At 32.9% G+C, this 18,392-nt stretch carries 15 protein-coding genes; 9 read left to right on the top strand and 6 right to left on the bottom strand.

Going from position 1 to position 18,392, the window contains the following annotated elements:
* The first annotated feature begins 21 nt into the window (after nt 1–21).
* The 6 genes from N4A45_08850 to N4A45_08825 all read left to right on the top strand — a co-directional run bounded on the left by N4A45_08850 (nt 22) and on the right by N4A45_08825 (nt 6,295).
* Nucleotides 22–762 (top strand): RDD family protein, encoded by a 741-nt coding sequence (locus N4A45_08850; GenBank protein ID MCT4665323.1) that lies wholly within the window; start codon nt 22–24, stop codon nt 760–762.
* Between the two features lie 191 nt (nt 763–953).
* Nucleotides 954–1,901 carry an isopenicillin N synthase family oxygenase gene (locus tag N4A45_08845; protein ID MCT4665322.1) on the top strand — a complete coding sequence of 316 codons (948 nt, stop codon included), beginning with the start codon at nt 954–956 and terminating at the stop codon, nt 1,899–1,901.
* A 3-nt stretch (nt 1,902–1,904) separates the two neighbouring features.
* Complete coding sequence (locus N4A45_08840; protein MCT4665321.1) at nt 1,905–2,255, top strand: translation initiation factor; 351 nt, start codon at nt 1,905–1,907, stop codon at nt 2,253–2,255.
* Nucleotides 2,252–2,929, top strand: a complete 678-nt coding sequence (cmk, locus tag N4A45_08835; GenBank protein MCT4665320.1) for a (d)CMP kinase — start codon at nt 2,252–2,254, stop codon at nt 2,927–2,929. Before N4A45_08840 ends, cmk begins: the two co-directional genes overlap by 4 nt.
* 59 nt (nt 2,930–2,988) lie before the next feature.
* Nucleotides 2,989–4,734 (top strand): lamin tail domain-containing protein, encoded by a 1,746-nt coding sequence (locus tag N4A45_08830; GenBank protein MCT4665319.1) that lies wholly within the window; start codon nt 2,989–2,991, stop codon nt 4,732–4,734.
* A 337-nt stretch (nt 4,735–5,071) separates the two neighbouring features.
* Nucleotides 5,072–6,295 carry a hypothetical protein gene (locus N4A45_08825; protein ID MCT4665318.1) on the top strand — a complete coding sequence of 408 codons (1,224 nt, stop codon included), beginning with the start codon at nt 5,072–5,074 and terminating at the stop codon, nt 6,293–6,295.
* A gap of 141 nt (nt 6,296–6,436) precedes the next feature.
* Here the strand turns inward: N4A45_08825 and N4A45_08820 are convergent, their stop codons facing one another.
* From N4A45_08820 to N4A45_08795, 6 genes are all read right to left on the bottom strand, one after another.
* On the bottom strand, nt 6,437–7,081 hold the full coding sequence (locus N4A45_08820; protein ID MCT4665317.1) for a hypothetical protein: 645 nt from the start codon (nt 7,079–7,081) through the stop codon (nt 6,437–6,439).
* 570 nt (nt 7,082–7,651) lie between these two features.
* The gene (locus N4A45_08815; protein MCT4665316.1) at nt 7,652–8,194 is read right to left on the bottom strand and encodes a hypothetical protein; all 543 of its coding nucleotides are present in this window, start codon (nt 8,192–8,194) and stop codon (nt 7,652–7,654) included.
* Nucleotides 8,195–8,490: 296 nt separating this feature from the next.
* Entirely contained in the window at nt 8,491–9,276 is a 786-nt protein-coding gene (locus N4A45_08810; protein MCT4665315.1) for a hypothetical protein, read from the bottom strand.
* Between the two features lie 500 nt (nt 9,277–9,776).
* Nucleotides 9,777–10,238 (bottom strand): hypothetical protein, encoded by a 462-nt coding sequence (locus N4A45_08805; GenBank protein MCT4665314.1) that lies wholly within the window; start codon nt 10,236–10,238, stop codon nt 9,777–9,779.
* A gap of 291 nt (nt 10,239–10,529) precedes the next feature.
* Complete coding sequence (locus N4A45_08800; protein MCT4665313.1) at nt 10,530–12,065, bottom strand: GH3 auxin-responsive promoter family protein; 1,536 nt, start codon at nt 12,063–12,065, stop codon at nt 10,530–10,532.
* A gap of 114 nt (nt 12,066–12,179) precedes the next feature.
* A complete protein-coding gene (locus N4A45_08795; GenBank protein MCT4665312.1) occupies nt 12,180–14,795 on the bottom strand; it encodes a putative LPS assembly protein LptD in 2,616 nt (871 codons plus the stop codon).
* Nucleotides 14,796–14,822: 27 nt separating this feature from the next.
* Between N4A45_08795 and N4A45_08790 the strand changes: the two genes are divergently transcribed.
* The 3 genes from N4A45_08790 to hutI are packed head-to-tail and all read left to right on the top strand — an operon-like array spanning nt 14,823 to nt 18,375.
* Nucleotides 14,823–15,872 carry an N-acetylmuramoyl-L-alanine amidase gene (locus N4A45_08790; protein ID MCT4665311.1) on the top strand — a complete coding sequence of 350 codons (1,050 nt, stop codon included), beginning with the start codon at nt 14,823–14,825 and terminating at the stop codon, nt 15,870–15,872.
* A 20-nt stretch (nt 15,873–15,892) separates the two neighbouring features.
* The gene (locus tag N4A45_08785; protein MCT4665310.1) at nt 15,893–17,119 is read left to right on the top strand and encodes a 4-hydroxy-3-methylbut-2-enyl diphosphate reductase; all 1,227 of its coding nucleotides are present in this window, start codon (nt 15,893–15,895) and stop codon (nt 17,117–17,119) included.
* A 5-nt stretch (nt 17,120–17,124) separates the two neighbouring features.
* Nucleotides 17,125–18,375, top strand: coding sequence for an imidazolonepropionase (gene hutI / locus N4A45_08780; GenBank protein ID MCT4665309.1), 1,251 nt, complete (start codon nt 17,125–17,127; stop codon nt 18,373–18,375).
* Nucleotides 18,376–18,392 lie beyond the last annotated feature (17 nt).

Genomic DNA, 18,392 nt, shown 5'->3' with positions numbered 1-18,392 from the left:
TATGCTCACAATTTATACAAAATGACTTTAATTCAAACAATAAATTCTCAAAACATCCAATTGAACCTTCGAATTGCCAATGTTGGAAAGCGTATTGGTGCATTTTTGATTGATTTAGTTATTAAGGTTGCCTATGTGATTGCAATCATTAATGTGATCGATTTTTCAAATGTCATGGATATCGTAGATCATGATCCATGGAGTAGGCAAACCTTATTTTTATTGTTTTTTGCACCAGTTACTTTTTATACACTTATACTCGAAAACATTTTTAAAGGAAGAACAATAGGTAAGATATTAGTAAAAACACGTGTGGTAAAGCCAAATGGTGCTCCCGCAGGTTTTTTGGAATATTTTATCAGATGGATTTTTAATTTAGTTGATATTTTTACTTTCTATGGATTTATTGGTGTATTTACCGCTGCGGTAAGCAAAAAAAATCAAAGAATAGGAGATATCTTGGCAGATACTATTGTGCTGGATGTGAAAAAAGAATTTGATATTAATCAAACTTTTTATACAGAAACGCAAGCTTCTCATCAAATTACTTTTCCACAAGTTACGATGCTTTCTGATAAAGATATGCAACACGTTAAGAATATATTTAGTAGAGCTCAAAAACACAATGATTATCCAACTATGAAAAAATTGAGAGCCAAATTAGACAGTATCATTCAAACGGAATCTAGATTGAATGATCAACAATATATAAAAACGGTTCTACAGGATTATAATCACCTTACCAAAGAGTTTCGCTTTTAGAAAATGTCTTCGGGATATATTTTTTTTTAGGATAAAACCCTGATTATTTTCGCTTTTCTACACTACTAAACATTATTGAATGCCTTGGTTTATGATCACTTTATGAAAATGATCATGATACGATATATTTATAAGTTTTCTCATTTTGAAGACACCTTTTAATTAGTATTTTTGTAGAAAAAAGTAGTATTATGAAAAATATACCCTCAGTAGATTTAGCAGATTTCCTTTCGGGAGACAAGGAACGCAAGGCAAAATTTGTAAAAGAACTTGGAGCTGCTTATGAAGATATCGGATTTGTATCTGTAAAAAACCATGGTTTTGGGGATACACTTCAAGAACAATTATATAAAAACGTAAAAGATTTCTTTAGTTTACCACTTGAAACAAAAAAGAAATACGAAATTCCTGGAATTGCAGGTCAAAGAGGATATGTTTCTTTTGGGAAAGAATCTGCTAAAGGAGTAGAAAGTCCAGATTTGAAAGAATTTTGGCACTTTGGTCAGTATGTGGAGAATAAAGAAAAATATCCTTATCCAGAGAATGTAACTGTTGAAGAATTACCTGAGTTTAACCCTACAGGTAAGGCGACATATCAAAAACTTGAAAGCATTGGAAGATCTATGCTGCAGGCAATTTCATTACATTTAGGTTTAGATGAATTCTATTTTGATAGCAGAATAAAGGATGGAAATTCAATTTTAAGACCGATTCATTATCCACCAATTACCGAAGAACCAAAAGATGCTGTACGATCGGCTCAGCACGAGGATATCAATTTAATTACTTTATTGATGGGAGCTTCTGCAGATGGACTTCAAGTTTTGAATAAAAATAACGAATGGGTAGGAGTAACATCTATTGAAAACCATATTGTCGTTAATGTTGGAGATATGTTGCAGAGGTTGACAAACGGAAAATTAAAATCTACTACGCACAGAGTAGTAAATCCTCCAAAAGAACAATGGGGACAACCAAGATATAGTATTCCATTTTTCTTACACCCTACAAGTGATACATCACTATATTGTTTAGAATCTTGTATAGATGAAAACAACCCAAAGCAGTTTGAAGATATGACCGCAGGAGAATATCTTACAGAAAGATTAATAGAACTAGGACTTATAGAAAAGAAATAAGTAATGGCAAAATTGAATGGACTCGATAGCTTAAAATCTCTTCTTTCTGAAGAAGAGGTTCAAGCTTTTGATAAAAAACACGAGGAAGAGCTGGCAAATCAAGCTCCAGATTTTGGAACTTCTAAACTTCATATCCAATACGAAAGAAAAGGAAGAGGAGGGAAGGAAGTATGCGTAATTAGTGGTTTTGATACTGATGAACAAACCATCAAGGATTTTGCAAAGCAAGTAAAGTCTCACTGTGGATTAGGAGGAAGTGTAAAAAATGGAGAAATAGTTATGCAAGGAAAAGCGATTGATAAAATAGAACAATTTCTTATCAAAAAAGGATTCAAGGTAACAAGGAATAAATGAAAAATATCTTTCAAATAGCTGTAGATGGTCACTCTTCAACGGGAAAAAGTACCATAGCAAAACAAATAGCTAAAAGATTTAATATTGTCTATGTAGATACAGGAGCTATGTATCGTTCTGTAACACTCTATGCCATAAAAAATGGATTGATAGAAGGAAATGAAGTAGCCGTACAATTATTGATCGAAAAACTAGCAGAAATTCATATAGACTTAGAAGGAGATCAAGTTTTTTTGAATCAAGAAAATGTATCTGAAGCTATAAGAACCATGGAAGTTTCTGGTAAAGTTAGCCTTGTAAGTCAAATAAAGGAAGTGAGAACTTTTTTAGTGGCGGCTCAACAAAAAATGGGAACTACAAAATCCGTTGTGATGGATGGAAGAGACATTGGATCCGTAGTATTTCCTGATGCAAAATTGAAACTGTTTGTAACAGCCAAGCCAAAAGTAAGAGCTCAAAGAAGATTTGAAGAGCTTCAAGGAAATGGTCAGGAGGTAAAATTTGAAGAAGTTTTACAAAATTTAGAAGAAAGAGATCATCTAGATAGTACCCGAGAAGAAAGTCCTCTTGTGGAGTGCGAAGATTCAGTTTTTATAGATAATTCAAACCTTTCCATGGCAGAACAGTTGGAGATGATTTCAGTTTTGATTAAGCATAGATTAAGTTTGTGTTAAGTAGGAGAATTTCTTATTCAAACTAACTATTTTTGCACAAGAAACTATAAAAAACAGTGATGAAAAAACTTTTATTAGCTGCATCAATTGTAGCATTTGGATTAAATGCAAATGCACAAACTTCAATTTTCTTCTCAGAGTATGTAGAAGGAAGTGGGCAAAACAAAGCTTTGGAAATCTTTAATGGATCAGGAAGTTCTATTGATTTAGGAAACTATGCAGTATTGTATGGGTATAACGGAAACGGATGGACAGACACACTTACTTTCCCTATGGGAACAACAGTAGCTGACCAAGACGTATATGTTATAGCAAACAGTCAAGCAACTACAGATATTTTGAATGTAGCGGATACCACATTTAGCTATAACCAAAGTACTGTTGCAAGTTTTAATGGTGATGATGGTCGTGGTTTAGCAATTAGAACTGCTCCAAATACCTATACAATTCTAGATATTATTGGAAATCCAAATGAAGATCCAGGTTCAGCTTGGGATTTGGCAAATGGAAATAATGCAACGTCAAACAATACCATTACAAGATTATCTTCTATTACTACAGGAAGCTTAGATACAGCATCTTGGACAGCAGGAACAAATGCAGAGTGGAATATTCACCCAAGTAATACATTTACATTCCTTGGACAACATACAATGGGAGTAACTACACAACCTAATATTAATTTCCAAGCAAATAACACTGTTAACAAAGGATATTTAGCATCACAGCTACCATCACAAGAAACTTTTGCTATTGATACAGCAAATGTACCAGCAGGTGCTTTAATGGCAGCATACATTATAAACCCTGATTTATCTAAAGATACTATTTTACCTTTATCTTCTACTGAGTTGGAATTATCGGTAACTATGTTTGGTACTTACAAGATGCATGCAGCCTTAGTAAACCCATTAAATGCTTCAATTATTAAAGTTGATACATTAGAGTTTAATGCAAACCAACTTACAATTGATACTGTTGCTGATATTGCAGCACTAAGAAGCGGTACTATTGGAGACTACTATACACTTTCTGGTGAAGCATTAATTACTTATATGAATGCAAGCAGAAACCAAAAGTATATTCAGGATGCTACTGGAGCAATTGTTATTGATGATCCAGCAGGAACAATTACTACATCTTTTGATAGATATGATGGAATTAAGAACCTAACAGGAAAATTAAAAGAATACGGAAATTTCCTTCAGATTGAACCAACGGAAAATATTACTGCTTCATCTACAGGAAATACATTTACACCAGAAGTAATTACTATTGCTGATTATAGAGCAGACGAAGAAGCTTATGAAGCAGAATGTGTGACTTTTGAAGGTGCAAAATTTGAAACAACTTCTACTACTTTTGCAGAAAAGAAAAATTACGATTTGATTCAAAATGGTGATACGGCAAACTTCCGTCTTTCATTCAAAAACTTGGATTACAAAGGATGGGATATTCCTACTGTTAAAGTAAACATTACTTTGATTCCTACACAAACTTTTAATTTCTTAAACGTAACTTCAAGAGATTCAAATGATATTGAATTACTTAATACAAGTCTTGAAGAGCTAGGAGAAGAGGCAAACCTTTATCCAATGCCAGTAAGAGATGAATTAAACGTAGAGTTTACTTCAGAAAAAGAAAGAAGAATTGTGATATACAATGCACTTGGTGCGATGGTATTGAATACAAAGACTTATGAAATGAAAACAGTAATTGATGTTTCTGCTCTAACACCAGGAATGTACACACTAGTAGTTTCAGATAAAGTTACTGCAAAGCAACAGAGTATTATTATCCAATAATTACTTTGTGTAAAATATTTGTGATTGAATCACAAAACAGAAAATCCCTTCATATCAAATGAAGGGATTTTTTTTTGTTAAAACCCTTTATAAACGTAGAGAAACAAAAGTTACGGTGTTAATTACTCACTGTTATAAGCCCGAAAAATCGGGACATGCTATTCGAGGGGGGAAACGGGGATGTTATACCAAGTAAACGCACCTTAAAAAGAAGCTGAAATATGGGTATAACACCGTAAACGGTATAAAACCTATAAGTATAAGATTATTGTAAATAAGACCCAAAAATGGTATCGAGTGTTTTCTTTAATGATTAGTTTTGTTATAAAACACGTAAATGCAACATTGGAAATTTATTTTTCTGGGAATTTTTTCTTTATTTCTATCTACCAATTTCTATGGTCAGGTTGATACTATTTTTCAGAAGAACAAGAAGTTTTTCGCCATAAAACAGGTTCACGGAAAAGATCATTTTTCTTTATTTCAGTACAAAAACATATACAAACGTTCAGAAAAAAGACGTGTGAATGTACTTATTGGAAAAGAAATTCACATTCAAGATTCCGTTTTCGTAGAGAAATACTCAGTAAATGGATTACATATTCAAAAGTTCAAGAATATAAAATACTTTGACAAGGACTTTGAAGAAGACACATTTTCGAAAATAGGTTGGGACAGTACTTATCAGCTTGTAGATACAGAGAAAAAAATAGAAAAACTAAAATACTATCCACGCGCTGATTGGGCAACACCTATGGTAGAAATTTCGTTCTATAGAAATGAGCAACCAAAATTATTTAAAACACGAGTAGGGCAGATGGATATCGAAATAAGATATCATAAAAACGGTGGTGCTAAAAAAGCAACTTTTGCTGTGTTTGATGCTTGGTTGAGCGAATACACCATTTCAAAGAATCAAAAAATAAGTACTCTTCAATCTTATGATTATCTCAATTATAAAAAAGATGAAACAATACGTTTCGATTCTACAGAAACGCCAATTCCTACAAATAATGTGGAGGTTAAAGATGGATTTCCGATTCAAGAAATGCTGGTTTCATTTGAGAAAAAATACAATTTCAAACTAAATGTCATTGAGAGTACAGACACTTTATTTTCAAAAAGTGGATTTCCTTTGATGATCGCTAAAAGAAAAAATGGATTATTTGATGAAAGTATCCAATGGTTTTATCCCAATGGAAAATTGCGAGTGTTTTCGGGAGTAAAAAATGGGGTGAGCCATGGAATGCATTTCATTTTAAATGAAAAAGGCGATACCCTAGTAAATAGTAGATATCAAATGGGAAATCCCGTTTATACTAGAAAACATAAGGATTCAAAAATCAGACATACGCATTTTAGTACCGAAGGAAAGGAAGTATTTAGGATGGATTTGAGTTTGGAAAATATTCCAATATTTTATTCAAATTCTCAGACCAAAGAAACGATCTGGTATCATACAAATGGGAAGATTAAAAGGAGAAAATACAGGAATCCAAAAAATCTTTCGGAGAAAATGGAAGAACATTTTACTGAAGATGGGGTATTGATCAAAAAATAACAAGTTAAATGGGGTAAGTTGTTGAAATGTTTTTTGAACAACAAGTAAATAGGTTGTTTTTAGTGAGTTATGATATTTTTGGGCTGGCTGTTGAGTTTAGGTTTTGCTCTGTGAGCAATTTGAAGATTAGTTATTAGTTCTTTATTTTAATAAAATTCCTTTCAAAATATTTTTGTTTTTAAAGTCGCCAATATCGACAACCCTATATAGGTTTCTTTTAAAATCATTAAGTTCTACAATTGATTTTTCTAATTTGCTTAGGAACTCACCTTTATCTAATCTTAGTCTCGTTTTTATATCTTCTTGTTTTGGATTAGAATCATAATAATCAGAAATTTCTATTACGTCATTATCGAATCTATAATAAATCGAAGGATGCCCAATCCAAATCTCATTCCACTCTTTAGTTTGTGCATCAATGATCTTTTCCCAATTTTTATAGTCATTTAATTCACTACAACATTGATGATCAATTGTCATTTTATCAAACTCAATCCTTAATCCTCCATCGAGTGGCGTTAAATCATCTTCGTAATCAGTCGATTCTGTGTCACTAATATGTGATTTTAAAATTTTCTCTATTAGTTCGTCTGAAAGTTTCGAAATTAGAAGTTCATTATTGAATTCATCAACCTTAATTAAAGCGTTATTATCAATTGCAATCCTATAAGAATCGGTCTCTGATAATCCCTCTTGAATGATGTCAGTATATAGTATAAAGTAGAGTTTCATTGAATTATGGGTAACGATTCTGCATCTACGCCGTGATGATCTTTTGGGAGACATGGACGTTGGATGCAATGTTGAACTAAACCCGTTTCACGGGTAGCTTTTTCTCAATAGTACCTAAAACTACAAAATTCTCTAATTTTAAGAAAGTTAAAATTACGGATTATGAAAAAAAAGAGAACTTTTAGTAGATAAAGCCTGCAGGTAAAAAAAACGAAACGCTAAGACGTAATGGGATCGCTATGTCTTGTAGTGAGGTTTTTCCAAAAAACGAACAATAAACCGATATTTTCCCACCAAAAAAGACCTTTGATTGCTCAAAAAGTCTTCTCTTTATCTTCTTAAAGTCCTGAAAAATGGATTTGTATAGCCTAAACTTTATTTGTTGCAAAACCCATAGTGTTTTGAAATGTTTTTCGAAACGCAAGTAAACCAATTCTCTGTATATTTTAAGAAAGGTGTAATGCCGATACATTACTAAAAGTCAATTATGAACACGGTGAACTAATTGAATATTTAGTAAGTAATCGGTACAACAGCGTGGTTTTTAGTCAATACCGATGTTTTCGGGATCTTCAGATTTTGCTCTACGAGCAATCCGAAGACTTAGTTATTGTGCATAGTTTTTTAATTCTTAAAGTACTTTTTAGCTAGATCACGATTACTTAAAATACTCACCAAATCAAATATTTTATCAATATTTTTAATCCGAAACTTTTTAAATTCCTGAAGCAAACTCTTTTCTATTTGATCTTTACAAATTGTGTCAGTCCAAAGAATTAGAAAAAGTCCAAATATCATTCGATGACTAATTTGTTTTGTACCTATTATATTCGATTTTTCAAAATTTAAAATAGTCTCGGTTTCACTAGGATCGTGAACATCAGAATTTCTATATTTATAAAATAACTCGCTTATTCTCATGTTTTTTTGTTGGGTTTCATCCCAGAATCCACTCAAATTAATGTTGGTTCCATTTGAAAAGAAATACAACAAATCACTTTCATTAGAATCAATATAGTTCTTAAATCTATTTCCTACACCTCTATTTGGGAAGTGGTGTTTTGAAAATGAGTCCACAATTGGATACAAACATGAAATGGCGGTTTCTAAATCATTTTCTTCTAATGCCCTATTGGCATTAAAAAATTTTTTTGAGATTCCTTTCATTTATTTCTTATAAATTATACACAACAACCATATAAACAAACCCCCACAAAAAAAGGCACATTCATAAGTCATTAAACGTTTATACTTTCTCTGTCATAATCAAAAACACAAAAAGCCCAGTAAATACAAGTTTTGGAAGTGAATTTAGAGGTACTATTTATATTTTTGAATATCATGAGACTAAGGTACAAAAAAACAATTTTATGAAGTGAGGATAGACTAATAATAATATGCGACTATTATCTTTTTTTTTGCTCTGCGAGCAATCCGAAGACTTAGATATTCTCAGCCGTTTTTTATTCGCTTTTATATTGTTTTCCAACATTTTCAGGATCCTTTAAATCAATCCAAAAAATGTCCATTGGTTCATCCGATTCCATTTGTCCGTTTTGATTCGTGTCTTTTCTCGCAAATATGTACATAAAGTCATTTGCAGAATCGTATTCCGAACTCAAAACAGAGTATCCTTTGGGAATTAGTTCTTTTTTATTCCGTCCATTTATGTCGAAATGATATAATCTTCTCAAATCTTTTACATTAATAAAACCGTCTTTATTTGAGTCTTCGTCATAAACAGAAATCATATAAAAATCTCTTTTTACTGGCTCATAATTTAATGTATCTTTTGAAAAGGCCGGATAGTAAAGAGTTTTGATTAAAACTGGATTTTTGAAAAGTTTGTTTTCTGTTTTCGTTATGTTGTTGTAATGCGAAACATTCACTAAATTATATCCATTAAGTGCTTCAAATCCAGGCATAAAGTTGCGATTCCAATTATTCCCCTCTTCGTAATCGTCATTCCAGTTTATGTGATAAGTATTTGAACCAGTAAACGGCTCTTTAGTTTTCTTGTCGTAATTCACTTTATAGATTGGTGTTAATCTATGTTCAGGATTAAAAGTCAAGAGTACATTCCGTGGTCGTGTTTCGAGTTTTAATGTGTCTATTTTAAGTCCAACAATTTTTTTTCCGCTTTCATCTTCTGATATTTCACTTACTTGAAAGCCTTTCTTTTCAATCTTGTTATCTGAACAACTTACAATTAGAAGTCCTAGTAATATTACTGTCAATATTTTGTTCATATGGTTTTTTCTCAAGTGGCTAACACTCATATAACACACCCTAGCATAACACAGGTGTATTTGTACGCCTTATACGTTTATACTTTCTCTGTCATAATCAAAAACACAAAAAGCCCAGTAAATACAAGTTTTGGAAGTGAATTTAGAGGTACTATTTATATTTTTGAATATCATGAGACTAAGGTACAAAAAAACAATTTTATGAAGGAAGGATAGACTAATAATAATATGCGACTATTATCTTTTTTTTTGTTCTTTTTGCTACTTCACTATTGAGTCTGTATTCTTTTTCCTTAGAAAAAGACAGAAGATTATTCCATTTTATGTATAGATAATTATATAGAAATAATGCCGATTCATTGTGAAAAGCCAATTATGAATACGGTGAACTAATTGAATATTTGATAAGTATCGGTATAGCGCTGTGGTCTTTAGTTAATTTCGATGTTTTTTTGGATAGCCTATTGAGTTCAGATTTTACTTTATGATTGTCTGAACTCTTAGTTATTTATAGCTGCTTTTTTATTTAATTCATCTAAATTCGTGATTCCTGGGGCATTTTTTAAAACCTTCATACCAATTTCGTCTGGCAAACCAATCCAAAGGGTAGCACTACTATCCCAACAAACTATTTCAAAAAGAGAATCCTTCAGCTGTTTTTCAGGAATTCCTTTCCAAAAATTAGGATTTCCATCTGCATAAGGCTTTTCACTTAATCTAGGCTGTGTACCTGAAGGAAATGCTGAAATTACTCCCCAAATAAATTGGTGATCAAATTCATTAATTTTTGATTTCAATTCTGGCCCTGTCACCCATTTTGGATCTTCCAAAGTAGTCCATCCGCCCTCAACATCAGAAAAATGCCAATCAAAATTTTCAAGATCAATTCCCATCCACTTTTCGACTTCACGTAAGCTTGTGAACCATGCAACATCTTTTGTGTTTTCTTGAATTAAATTCATTTTTTAAATTGCTCCCAACAACCATATAAACCCGTAAAAAAAAGGCACATTCATAAGTCATTATACATTTATAATTTCTCTGTCATAATCAAAAACACAAAAAGCCCAGTAAATACAAGTTTTGGAAGTGAATCTAGAGGTACTATTTATATTTTTGAATATCATGAGACTAAGGTACAAAAAAACAATTTTATGAAGGAGGATAAACGAATAATTAGCGGTATAACAAGTAATCAATATTAAGGGGAGACAAGTGTGAACATCAAATGCTCTAGATTTAATAAAAGAAACTTAACTATGGATTTTGGAATTTTCCTTTAATAAATTATCTAAAATCTCTGGATCATTCGATAATCTTGGCACTTTATGTTGACCGCCAAGTTTACCTGATTTTTTCATCCAATGATAAAACAAGCCTCTTTGGGCAATATTAATTTTGAGCGGTTGGAGCACCATATTTTTATATCTTTTGGCTTGATAATCTGAGTTTAAACTTTGTAATCTAATATCAAGTTTTTGGGCAACTTCTTTGGGGTCAATTTTATGATGATTTTCTTCAAACTCTACCAGCCATTCATGATAACCGCAAGCACCGTTGGAAATAATTCTAGGCCCTGCTGTGAAATTGATAAACCTTAAATCCAGTTCATCACATACTTCTGTTAGGGCAATTTCGGCATTTTCTACCATGAGTTCTTCCCCAAAGGTATTGATATAATGTTTGGTTCTTCCTTTAATTTTTATTCGGTAAGGGTTTATGGAAGTAAACTCTATAGTATCCCCAATATTATAACGCCACAAACCAGAATTGGTACTAATAATCATGGCATACACTTGGTTTTTCTTTACTTTCTTTAGACTATATGCTTTTGGGTTTTCTTGGTGCATAAATTCTATCGGAACAAATTCATAAAAAATTCCCGAATCAAGAGTGAGCAATAGATCGTCACGTTCTGGAATATCTTGAATTGCAAAAAAACCTTCGGAAGCATTATAAATTTCAAGGTAATTGATTCGTCCTCCTATAAGTGTTTCAAAATCTTTTTTATAAGGCACAAAACTAACTCCTCCGTGCATAAACAATTCTAAGTTTGGCCAAACTTCTAAGATATGATTTTTTCCTGTTTTTTCTAGTACTTTTCTAAGCAGTACGGTTGTCCAACTTGGAACACCTGCAATTGTTCTGATATCCTCTTTTATAGATTCGTCAGCCATTCTGTCTAGTTTTTCTTCCCACTCTTCCATTAAGGCAACTTCTTTTGAGGGAGAGCGTCTCCAACTTACCCAAATGGGTAAATTCTCGATAATGATGGCAGAAAGATCCCCTTCTAATATCCCGAAATCGTGTTCGCTTATGGCGTGAGCTCCACCTAAAACTAAGCTTTTACCAGAAAAAATTTCCGCTTCTTTGTCAAATCTGTTTAGATAAATAGAAAGTAAATCTTTTCCACACTTGAAGTGACAATCGAGAAGGTTTTCTTGGGAAATAGGGATAAATTTACTCTTGGCATCTGTTGTTCCAGATGATTTTGCAAACCATTCTATTTTCCCAGGCCAAAGGACATTACTTTCGCCTTTTCTGGTTTTGTTTAAATAGGGTAGGAGTCCCACATAATCGTGAATAGGAACCAGTTTTTGATAATCTGAAATAGAGGAAATTTTCTCAAAATTATGATCTTTTCCAAATTGCGTTTCATATCCAGCTTCTATCAAAGATCGCCATGTTTCCCATTGAACCTCTTGTGGTGAAGCCACAGATTTTTCAATAGAATTCATACGGTGCTTGAGAATCAATGAAACTATTTTTCCAGAAAAATTTAATAGCATGATGTTTTCCTATCCATTCAGTCTCTCAAATGTAGTCATCAATTCTTTGAAATCAAAATTTGAGGAGCTATTTTAGTGTTAAAAAAAATACTAGAGTTTATAGAGTCTTTTTTGTTAGAAGAAAGAGTTATTATCAAAAGAGTTTCCATTTTTGGTAAGTTTCAAATCTTGCAGTACAGAGGCCTTTACTGCTATTTCAAAAGTAAAACTTTCGTGAATCCCTGTTGGGATCCAATTAAAAGACATTCTCCAGCAATGAAGATCTTTTATTAAACCAAAACTCGAATGAGAAAATTCTCCTTTTAAGATATCATAACCTGTTGCAAAATTAACTTTTAGACTATTGGTTAGACTGACATTTCCATCAAAATTGAGAATATGCGATTTTTCAGATTCTGTGTCATATTTTTTTGTGTATCTAAAGCTATAAGAAGTCGTTAAACTATAAGGGACATCAAAATCTACATATCGGCTAGAGAAACGTTCTATTTCATCTAGTTGTTGTTCTTCAAAAGGTGTTAAATTCCCTTCGGCTCTACGAGCGGCAATTTTTTCCATGGTAGAGTTCCCTGTTTTACTTTTAGAGTTAAAAGTATAACTCAAACCTGCTCTTGCTGTTTTTACTTCGGCAAAACCACCACCTTTTTGAAAAAAGTACTTATCGATGCTTTTTCCATCCCTTACTTGATAAGGGTTAAAATCTGCTCCACCTATCAAATTGAGTCCTTTTATAAGTCCAAAATTATAATTGAATTGAATATCGCTCAGTGCAAAACTATCGGCATCTAGACTGTAGGAAGTATTAAAATCAAATGCGGAAAATAGCGGTCTTTTTATTGTTTTGAAACCTCCATTTGTGGTATCTTTTTCATTCGATCTAATTTTTACATCCAAATCATTTGCTAAACGAAGATTAATAGACCCGAGACTATTTTGGTTTTTCAAAGAAGGGGAAGTGGGCACAGAATAAACGGCTTCATCAAAGTGGTTATACCATTCTTGAGTTTCGTTAATATAGGTATGATATCTATTTCTGTCTAAAAAATTAAAACCATAAGAATAACTTAAAGAAGGAGAGATGATATGGCGCATGGCAGTAATTTTCTTATCCTTTCCAAAGTTGAATATTCCGATAATCTTTGGGCTAAAATTCACCCCCAATCCTGCATTAAAATCGTAGGCATGATGCAATCCTCTATTTCTTGAGGTATCTACTTTTTGTAGTGCATCATTATAAGAGTAAGAAAAACGGTCTCTATACAAATATCCTCTATAACCCATTGTAGGTGTAAAACTCAAGGCTGAAGTTGCCTTTAGTTGTATATTAATAGGAACATTATAATAAGCACCAATTTGGTCATCTTGAAACATTTTATCCGTAAACATGAGCGAATCATAGGTGTTTACCATATACTTACTCTGAAGAGAAGGGTTGATGCTTAGTTTTTTCAAAAAGTTTTTTGAGTCTGAAGAAAAAAGCTTTTTGAAAGGATAGATATTCCCGTTTGTTCTTATGTTCAACTCAGGAAGTGTGATATCCACAGGTTTGTTCTCAGAATTTGAAAGATGATGTGTTCCTGTAAGCGAAATATTTAATGCATTATTAAAGATATTTCTATCATAAGTAATGGTAGATTGAAATTCATTGGTCACTTTATTATTTAGGTTTACATTATTGACCAAATTATAATTAGCATCTTGGATATTTACATTTGCAGAAAACCTTCCATAAGGATTTGCCTTTGCATCTTGACGATGATTCCAGATTAATTTATAATGATTTTTTGTAGCTCCTAAAACCCCTTCAATATTTTTTACATGAGATAAAGAGAGTTGGACATCTCCATAAAAACCATATCTTTTTTTATAGCGAGTAAAATTTCTGATATTATATCCTCCTGAAGAGAAAATATCAAATTCCATTTTATTATCCCAATACTCACTTAGTCCAAGGTAAATACCTAGTCCGTTTAAACTAAAACCCCTAGTTCTCGAAAAATTATAAGAAGGCATGAGAATTCCAAAAGTTTTTTTCTCTGAGAGCGGAAAATAGGCAAAAGGCAAAAGCAACGGTGTTTCTACACCACCGATTACCAGTCTTGCAGGTCCAGTAAATATTTTTTTGTCTTTGGTGAATTTCATCCTTTTTGCACGAATATAATAATGAGGCTCAGGATGATTACATGTCGTATAAATCCCTTGTTTTAGATTAAAAGATTCATCGGGCATTCTTTTGATATCGATTCCTTTTACATAACCTTCTCCCTCTTGCGTATGTAGGGTTTTTATTTTTCCCTTTTTAGACTCTAGGTTAAAGCGCACCGTATCTACTTCATATATTTTATTTCCTTGCGTAAAAATAGGTTTTTGAATAATTTGTTCATTAGAATCCAAAATTCCTGTGGCATACACCATTTTAGCCTTCATATCTACACGGATATAACCTGCTTCTAGCTGGAAATCACCATAATTAACTTTTGCTTGATTTTTGAGTTCTATGATATCATCTTGCATCATGGCTTTTGCCGTATCCTTTGCAGAATAAGTGATGGTTTCTGTGATATTGGGGTTAAATCCGTAGTCTATTTTTGTTTGGAGTGAATCGTTCTGACCAAAAACTGGTAAGAAAGCACCCAAAAAGGCAAAAAAATGCAAAATAATGAGCCAAGATCGGCTTCTTCTTTTTGATACCAAAGTATATTCTCTTATTTTTGTTGAAACGATGTTCAAAACTAAACAAATTATAGATTTTATAATATGAACCCAAAACTTTTACTCAGCTTTTTCTTGATATTCGCTTTTACTTCTACTTCACAAGTAAAATCTAAAGCCATTGAGACAATCATCATAGATCCTGGTCATGGTGGTATAGATGCAGGAAACAAAGGAACTTCAAGATACAAAACCAAAGAAAAGGACATTGTACTAGATGTTGCTTTGAGACTCGGGAAAATCTTAAAAAAAGAGCTTCCTAATGTGAAGATATTATATACAAGAACGAAAGATGTATATCCAAAATTGCCCCAAAGAGCCAATTTTGCAAATAAAAATAAGGGAGACCTTTTTGTTTCTATTCACTGCGATGCATTTCATAAAAAACATGTAAACGGAAGTTCTTGCCTTGTTCTTGGTCAAAATCATAAAGAAAAAAGTAGAATTGCCATTCAAGAAAATGGTTTTTTCCTAAAACACGACGGAGAAAAAGAAACAAAAGCCTTCATGAAAAAACATCAAGATTCTTTTTATGGAAGCATCTTGTATCAAGATATGTTTTTGAACCAAAGTATCTCTCTTGGTGATAAAATCCAAAATCAACTGATCACAAAAAGTAAAAGAAAAAATAGAGGTGTAAAACACCAAGCATTGTATTTAATGAGAGCCGTTTCTATGCCATCGGTACTGGTAGAATTAGGTTTTTTAACCAATCATAAAGAAGAAGATTATCTCAATTCTAATAAAGGAAAGTACAACTCTGCAAGAGCCATTGCAACGGCCATCAAGCAGTACAAAAAAGAACAAGAATCGATTTGGAATGCCAGTACAGAGACTTATTCGCCACCGCCGCTTACAGGAACTTACTTTTGTGTTCAGCTAATGGCTTCGTCAAAAAAACTTCAATCATTCAAAGGATTGGATCCTGTAGAAGCTTATCAAGAAAAAGGATTGTATAAATACCTTTATGGTCACGCCATAAAATATCAAGATGCAGTTAATCTTCAAAAAGAAGCTAGAAAAGCAGGATATAAAGGTGCTTTTATTGTGGGAATGAAAAACGGTAAAAAAGTATCTGCAAAAGACATAAAATAGCCAAGTGCTAACAGCCACCTATGAAAAAATTTGATCTGCCAGAGCAGTATGTTTCCTCTACCATTAAAGAGGTTCAGAACTACAGAAACCAACAAGATCCTAGAAAAAAAGACTTTAGACCTACACTTTTATCTTATGGAAGTGTCGAGTTTATTTTATCTCGTTCTTTTGGATTCTGTTATGGAGTAGAAAACGCCATAGAACGCTCTTATCGGGCTATCACAGAGAATCCTGGGAAAAATATTTATTTGCTTTCGCAAATGATCCATAACCCCGATGTAAATGATGATTTGCTAAGACAAGGAATGCGTTTTATTATGGATACAAAGGGAAATCAACTTATTTCTTGGGATGAAATAACAAGTGATGATATTGTCATTATTCCTGCCTTTGGGACCAGTATTGAAACCAAAGAAATTCTTAAAGAAAAAGGTGTTGAATTTCTTCCTTATGACACCACTTGCCCTTTTGTAACAAGAGTGTGGAAAAGAGCAGAACAATTGGGAAAAAAAGATTATAACCTTATCATTCATGGAAAATATGAGCACGAAGAAACGCGTGCCACTTTTTCTCATAGTCTTCAAAATGCCGAAGCAATAGTGATAAAAAACATGAATGAAGCACAGATCATTGCCGATTTTATCACACAAAAAATTACGGAGGAAGAACTTTGCAATAAACTGGAAGGAAAAATGTCTGATGGATTTATCCCGTCTAAGCATTTATTGAATGTAGGGGTAATTAACCAGACAACTATGCTGGCAACAGAAACTGCTGAAATTTCAGATTTTCTTGAAAACGCCTACAAAGAACGCTTCGGAGACGATTTTAGAGCACATTTTGCCAATACTAGAGACACACTGTGTTATGCCACCAATGAAAACCAAGATGCCACGATTTCTATGCTAGATCAAAAAGCAGATTTGGCAATTGTAGTTGGAGGATATAATTCTTCAAATACTTCTCACTTGGTAGAACTTTGCGAAGAAAAATTGGCAACCTATTATATCTGTAATACTTCTGAAATAAAAGAAAATCAAACGGTTAATTATTTTCATTTTAGAGAAAAACAAATGGATTCTACGCCTCATTTTTTACCCAAAAATAAAGTGCCTAGAATTATGCTAACCAGTGGAGCGAGTTGTCCAGATACCATTTTGGAAGAAGTTCTAAACAAAATATTGAGCTTTTATCCCAAGGCTCTAAGCCACAAAGAAGCCATAGAAAACATTAAAATACTCGACTAAAAAATATGTCTGAAACACTTTTTGTCAACATAAAATCACTGTATCAAGTAAGAGAAGCAACTCATCAAGCATTAAGAGGAGAAGCCATGAATACATGTCCTGCTCTTTCCAATGCATTTCTTTATATAAAAGAAGGAATTATTGCCGATTTTGGGACAATGGCAGATTTGCCAAAAAAATATCTTTCTTGTCCAGAAATAGTTGATATTACTGGTAAAATGATTTTACCAACCTATGTAGATTCACACACACATCTTGTGTTTGCAGCACCAAGAGATGGAGAATTTCAGGATAGAATTCATGGTTTGAGTTATGAAGAAATTGCCGAAAGGGGTGGGGGAATCCTCAATTCTGCACAAAAACTAGCAAACAAACCAGAAGAACAACTCTTTGAAGAAGCAAAAGCGCGCCTCAAAGAATTGATAAAGATGGGAACAGGTGCTATCGAAATAAAATCGGGATATGGTTTGAGTGCCGAAGCCGAGCTAAAAATGCTTCGAGTGATTAAGAAGCTTAAAAACTTAAATTGGATTCCCATAAAAGCTACTTTTCTTGGAGCTCATGCATTGCCAAAAGCCTACAAAGAAGATAAAGAAGCTTATTTAAATATGCTGATCCAAGAAGTATTACCTGTTATAGAAAAAGAACAATTGGCAGATTATATCGACATCTTCTGCGAAAAAGGATATTTTGACCTTCAGGATACACACAAAATTTTGGAAGCTGGAAAAAACATTGGCTTAAAGCCAAAAATCCATGTAAACCAGTTCAATGCCTTTGGAGGCGTTCAAAAAGGAGTAGAATTTGATGCCATTTCTGTAGATCATCTAGAAGAAATGAATACGGAAGATTTTGAAACATTAGCACAAGCAAAAACGATTGCTACCGCCTTACCTTCATGTTCTTTTTTCCTAAGTATTCCGTATGCTCCAGTAAAAACAATGATTAAAAATAATGTAGCCCTTGCATTGGCTAGTGATTTTAATCCAGGATCTACGCCTTCGGGAAATCTATCTTTTGTTTTCTCCTTAGCCTGTATCAAACAAAAACTTACGCCAGAACAAGCACTGAATGCACTTACCTTAAATGCCGCTTTTGCTATGGAATCTGAAGAAATTTTAGGAAGTATTACCAAAGGTAAAAAAGCGAATTTTATGATTACAAAAGAAATTCCATCACTTGCTTTTATTCCTTATAATTTTGGCGCTTCAAGCATAGATACTGTGTATGTCAACGGGAGAATCTTTGAAGAGTAAAAATAAACCAAGCACTA

The organism is Flavobacteriales bacterium, from assembly GCA_025210805.1.
Classification (GTDB): Bacteria; Bacteroidota; Bacteroidia; order Flavobacteriales; family CAJXXR01; genus JAOAQX01.
The sequence above is the reverse complement of the archived record's forward strand: the minus strand, read 5'-3'. Positions and strand labels throughout refer to the sequence as shown.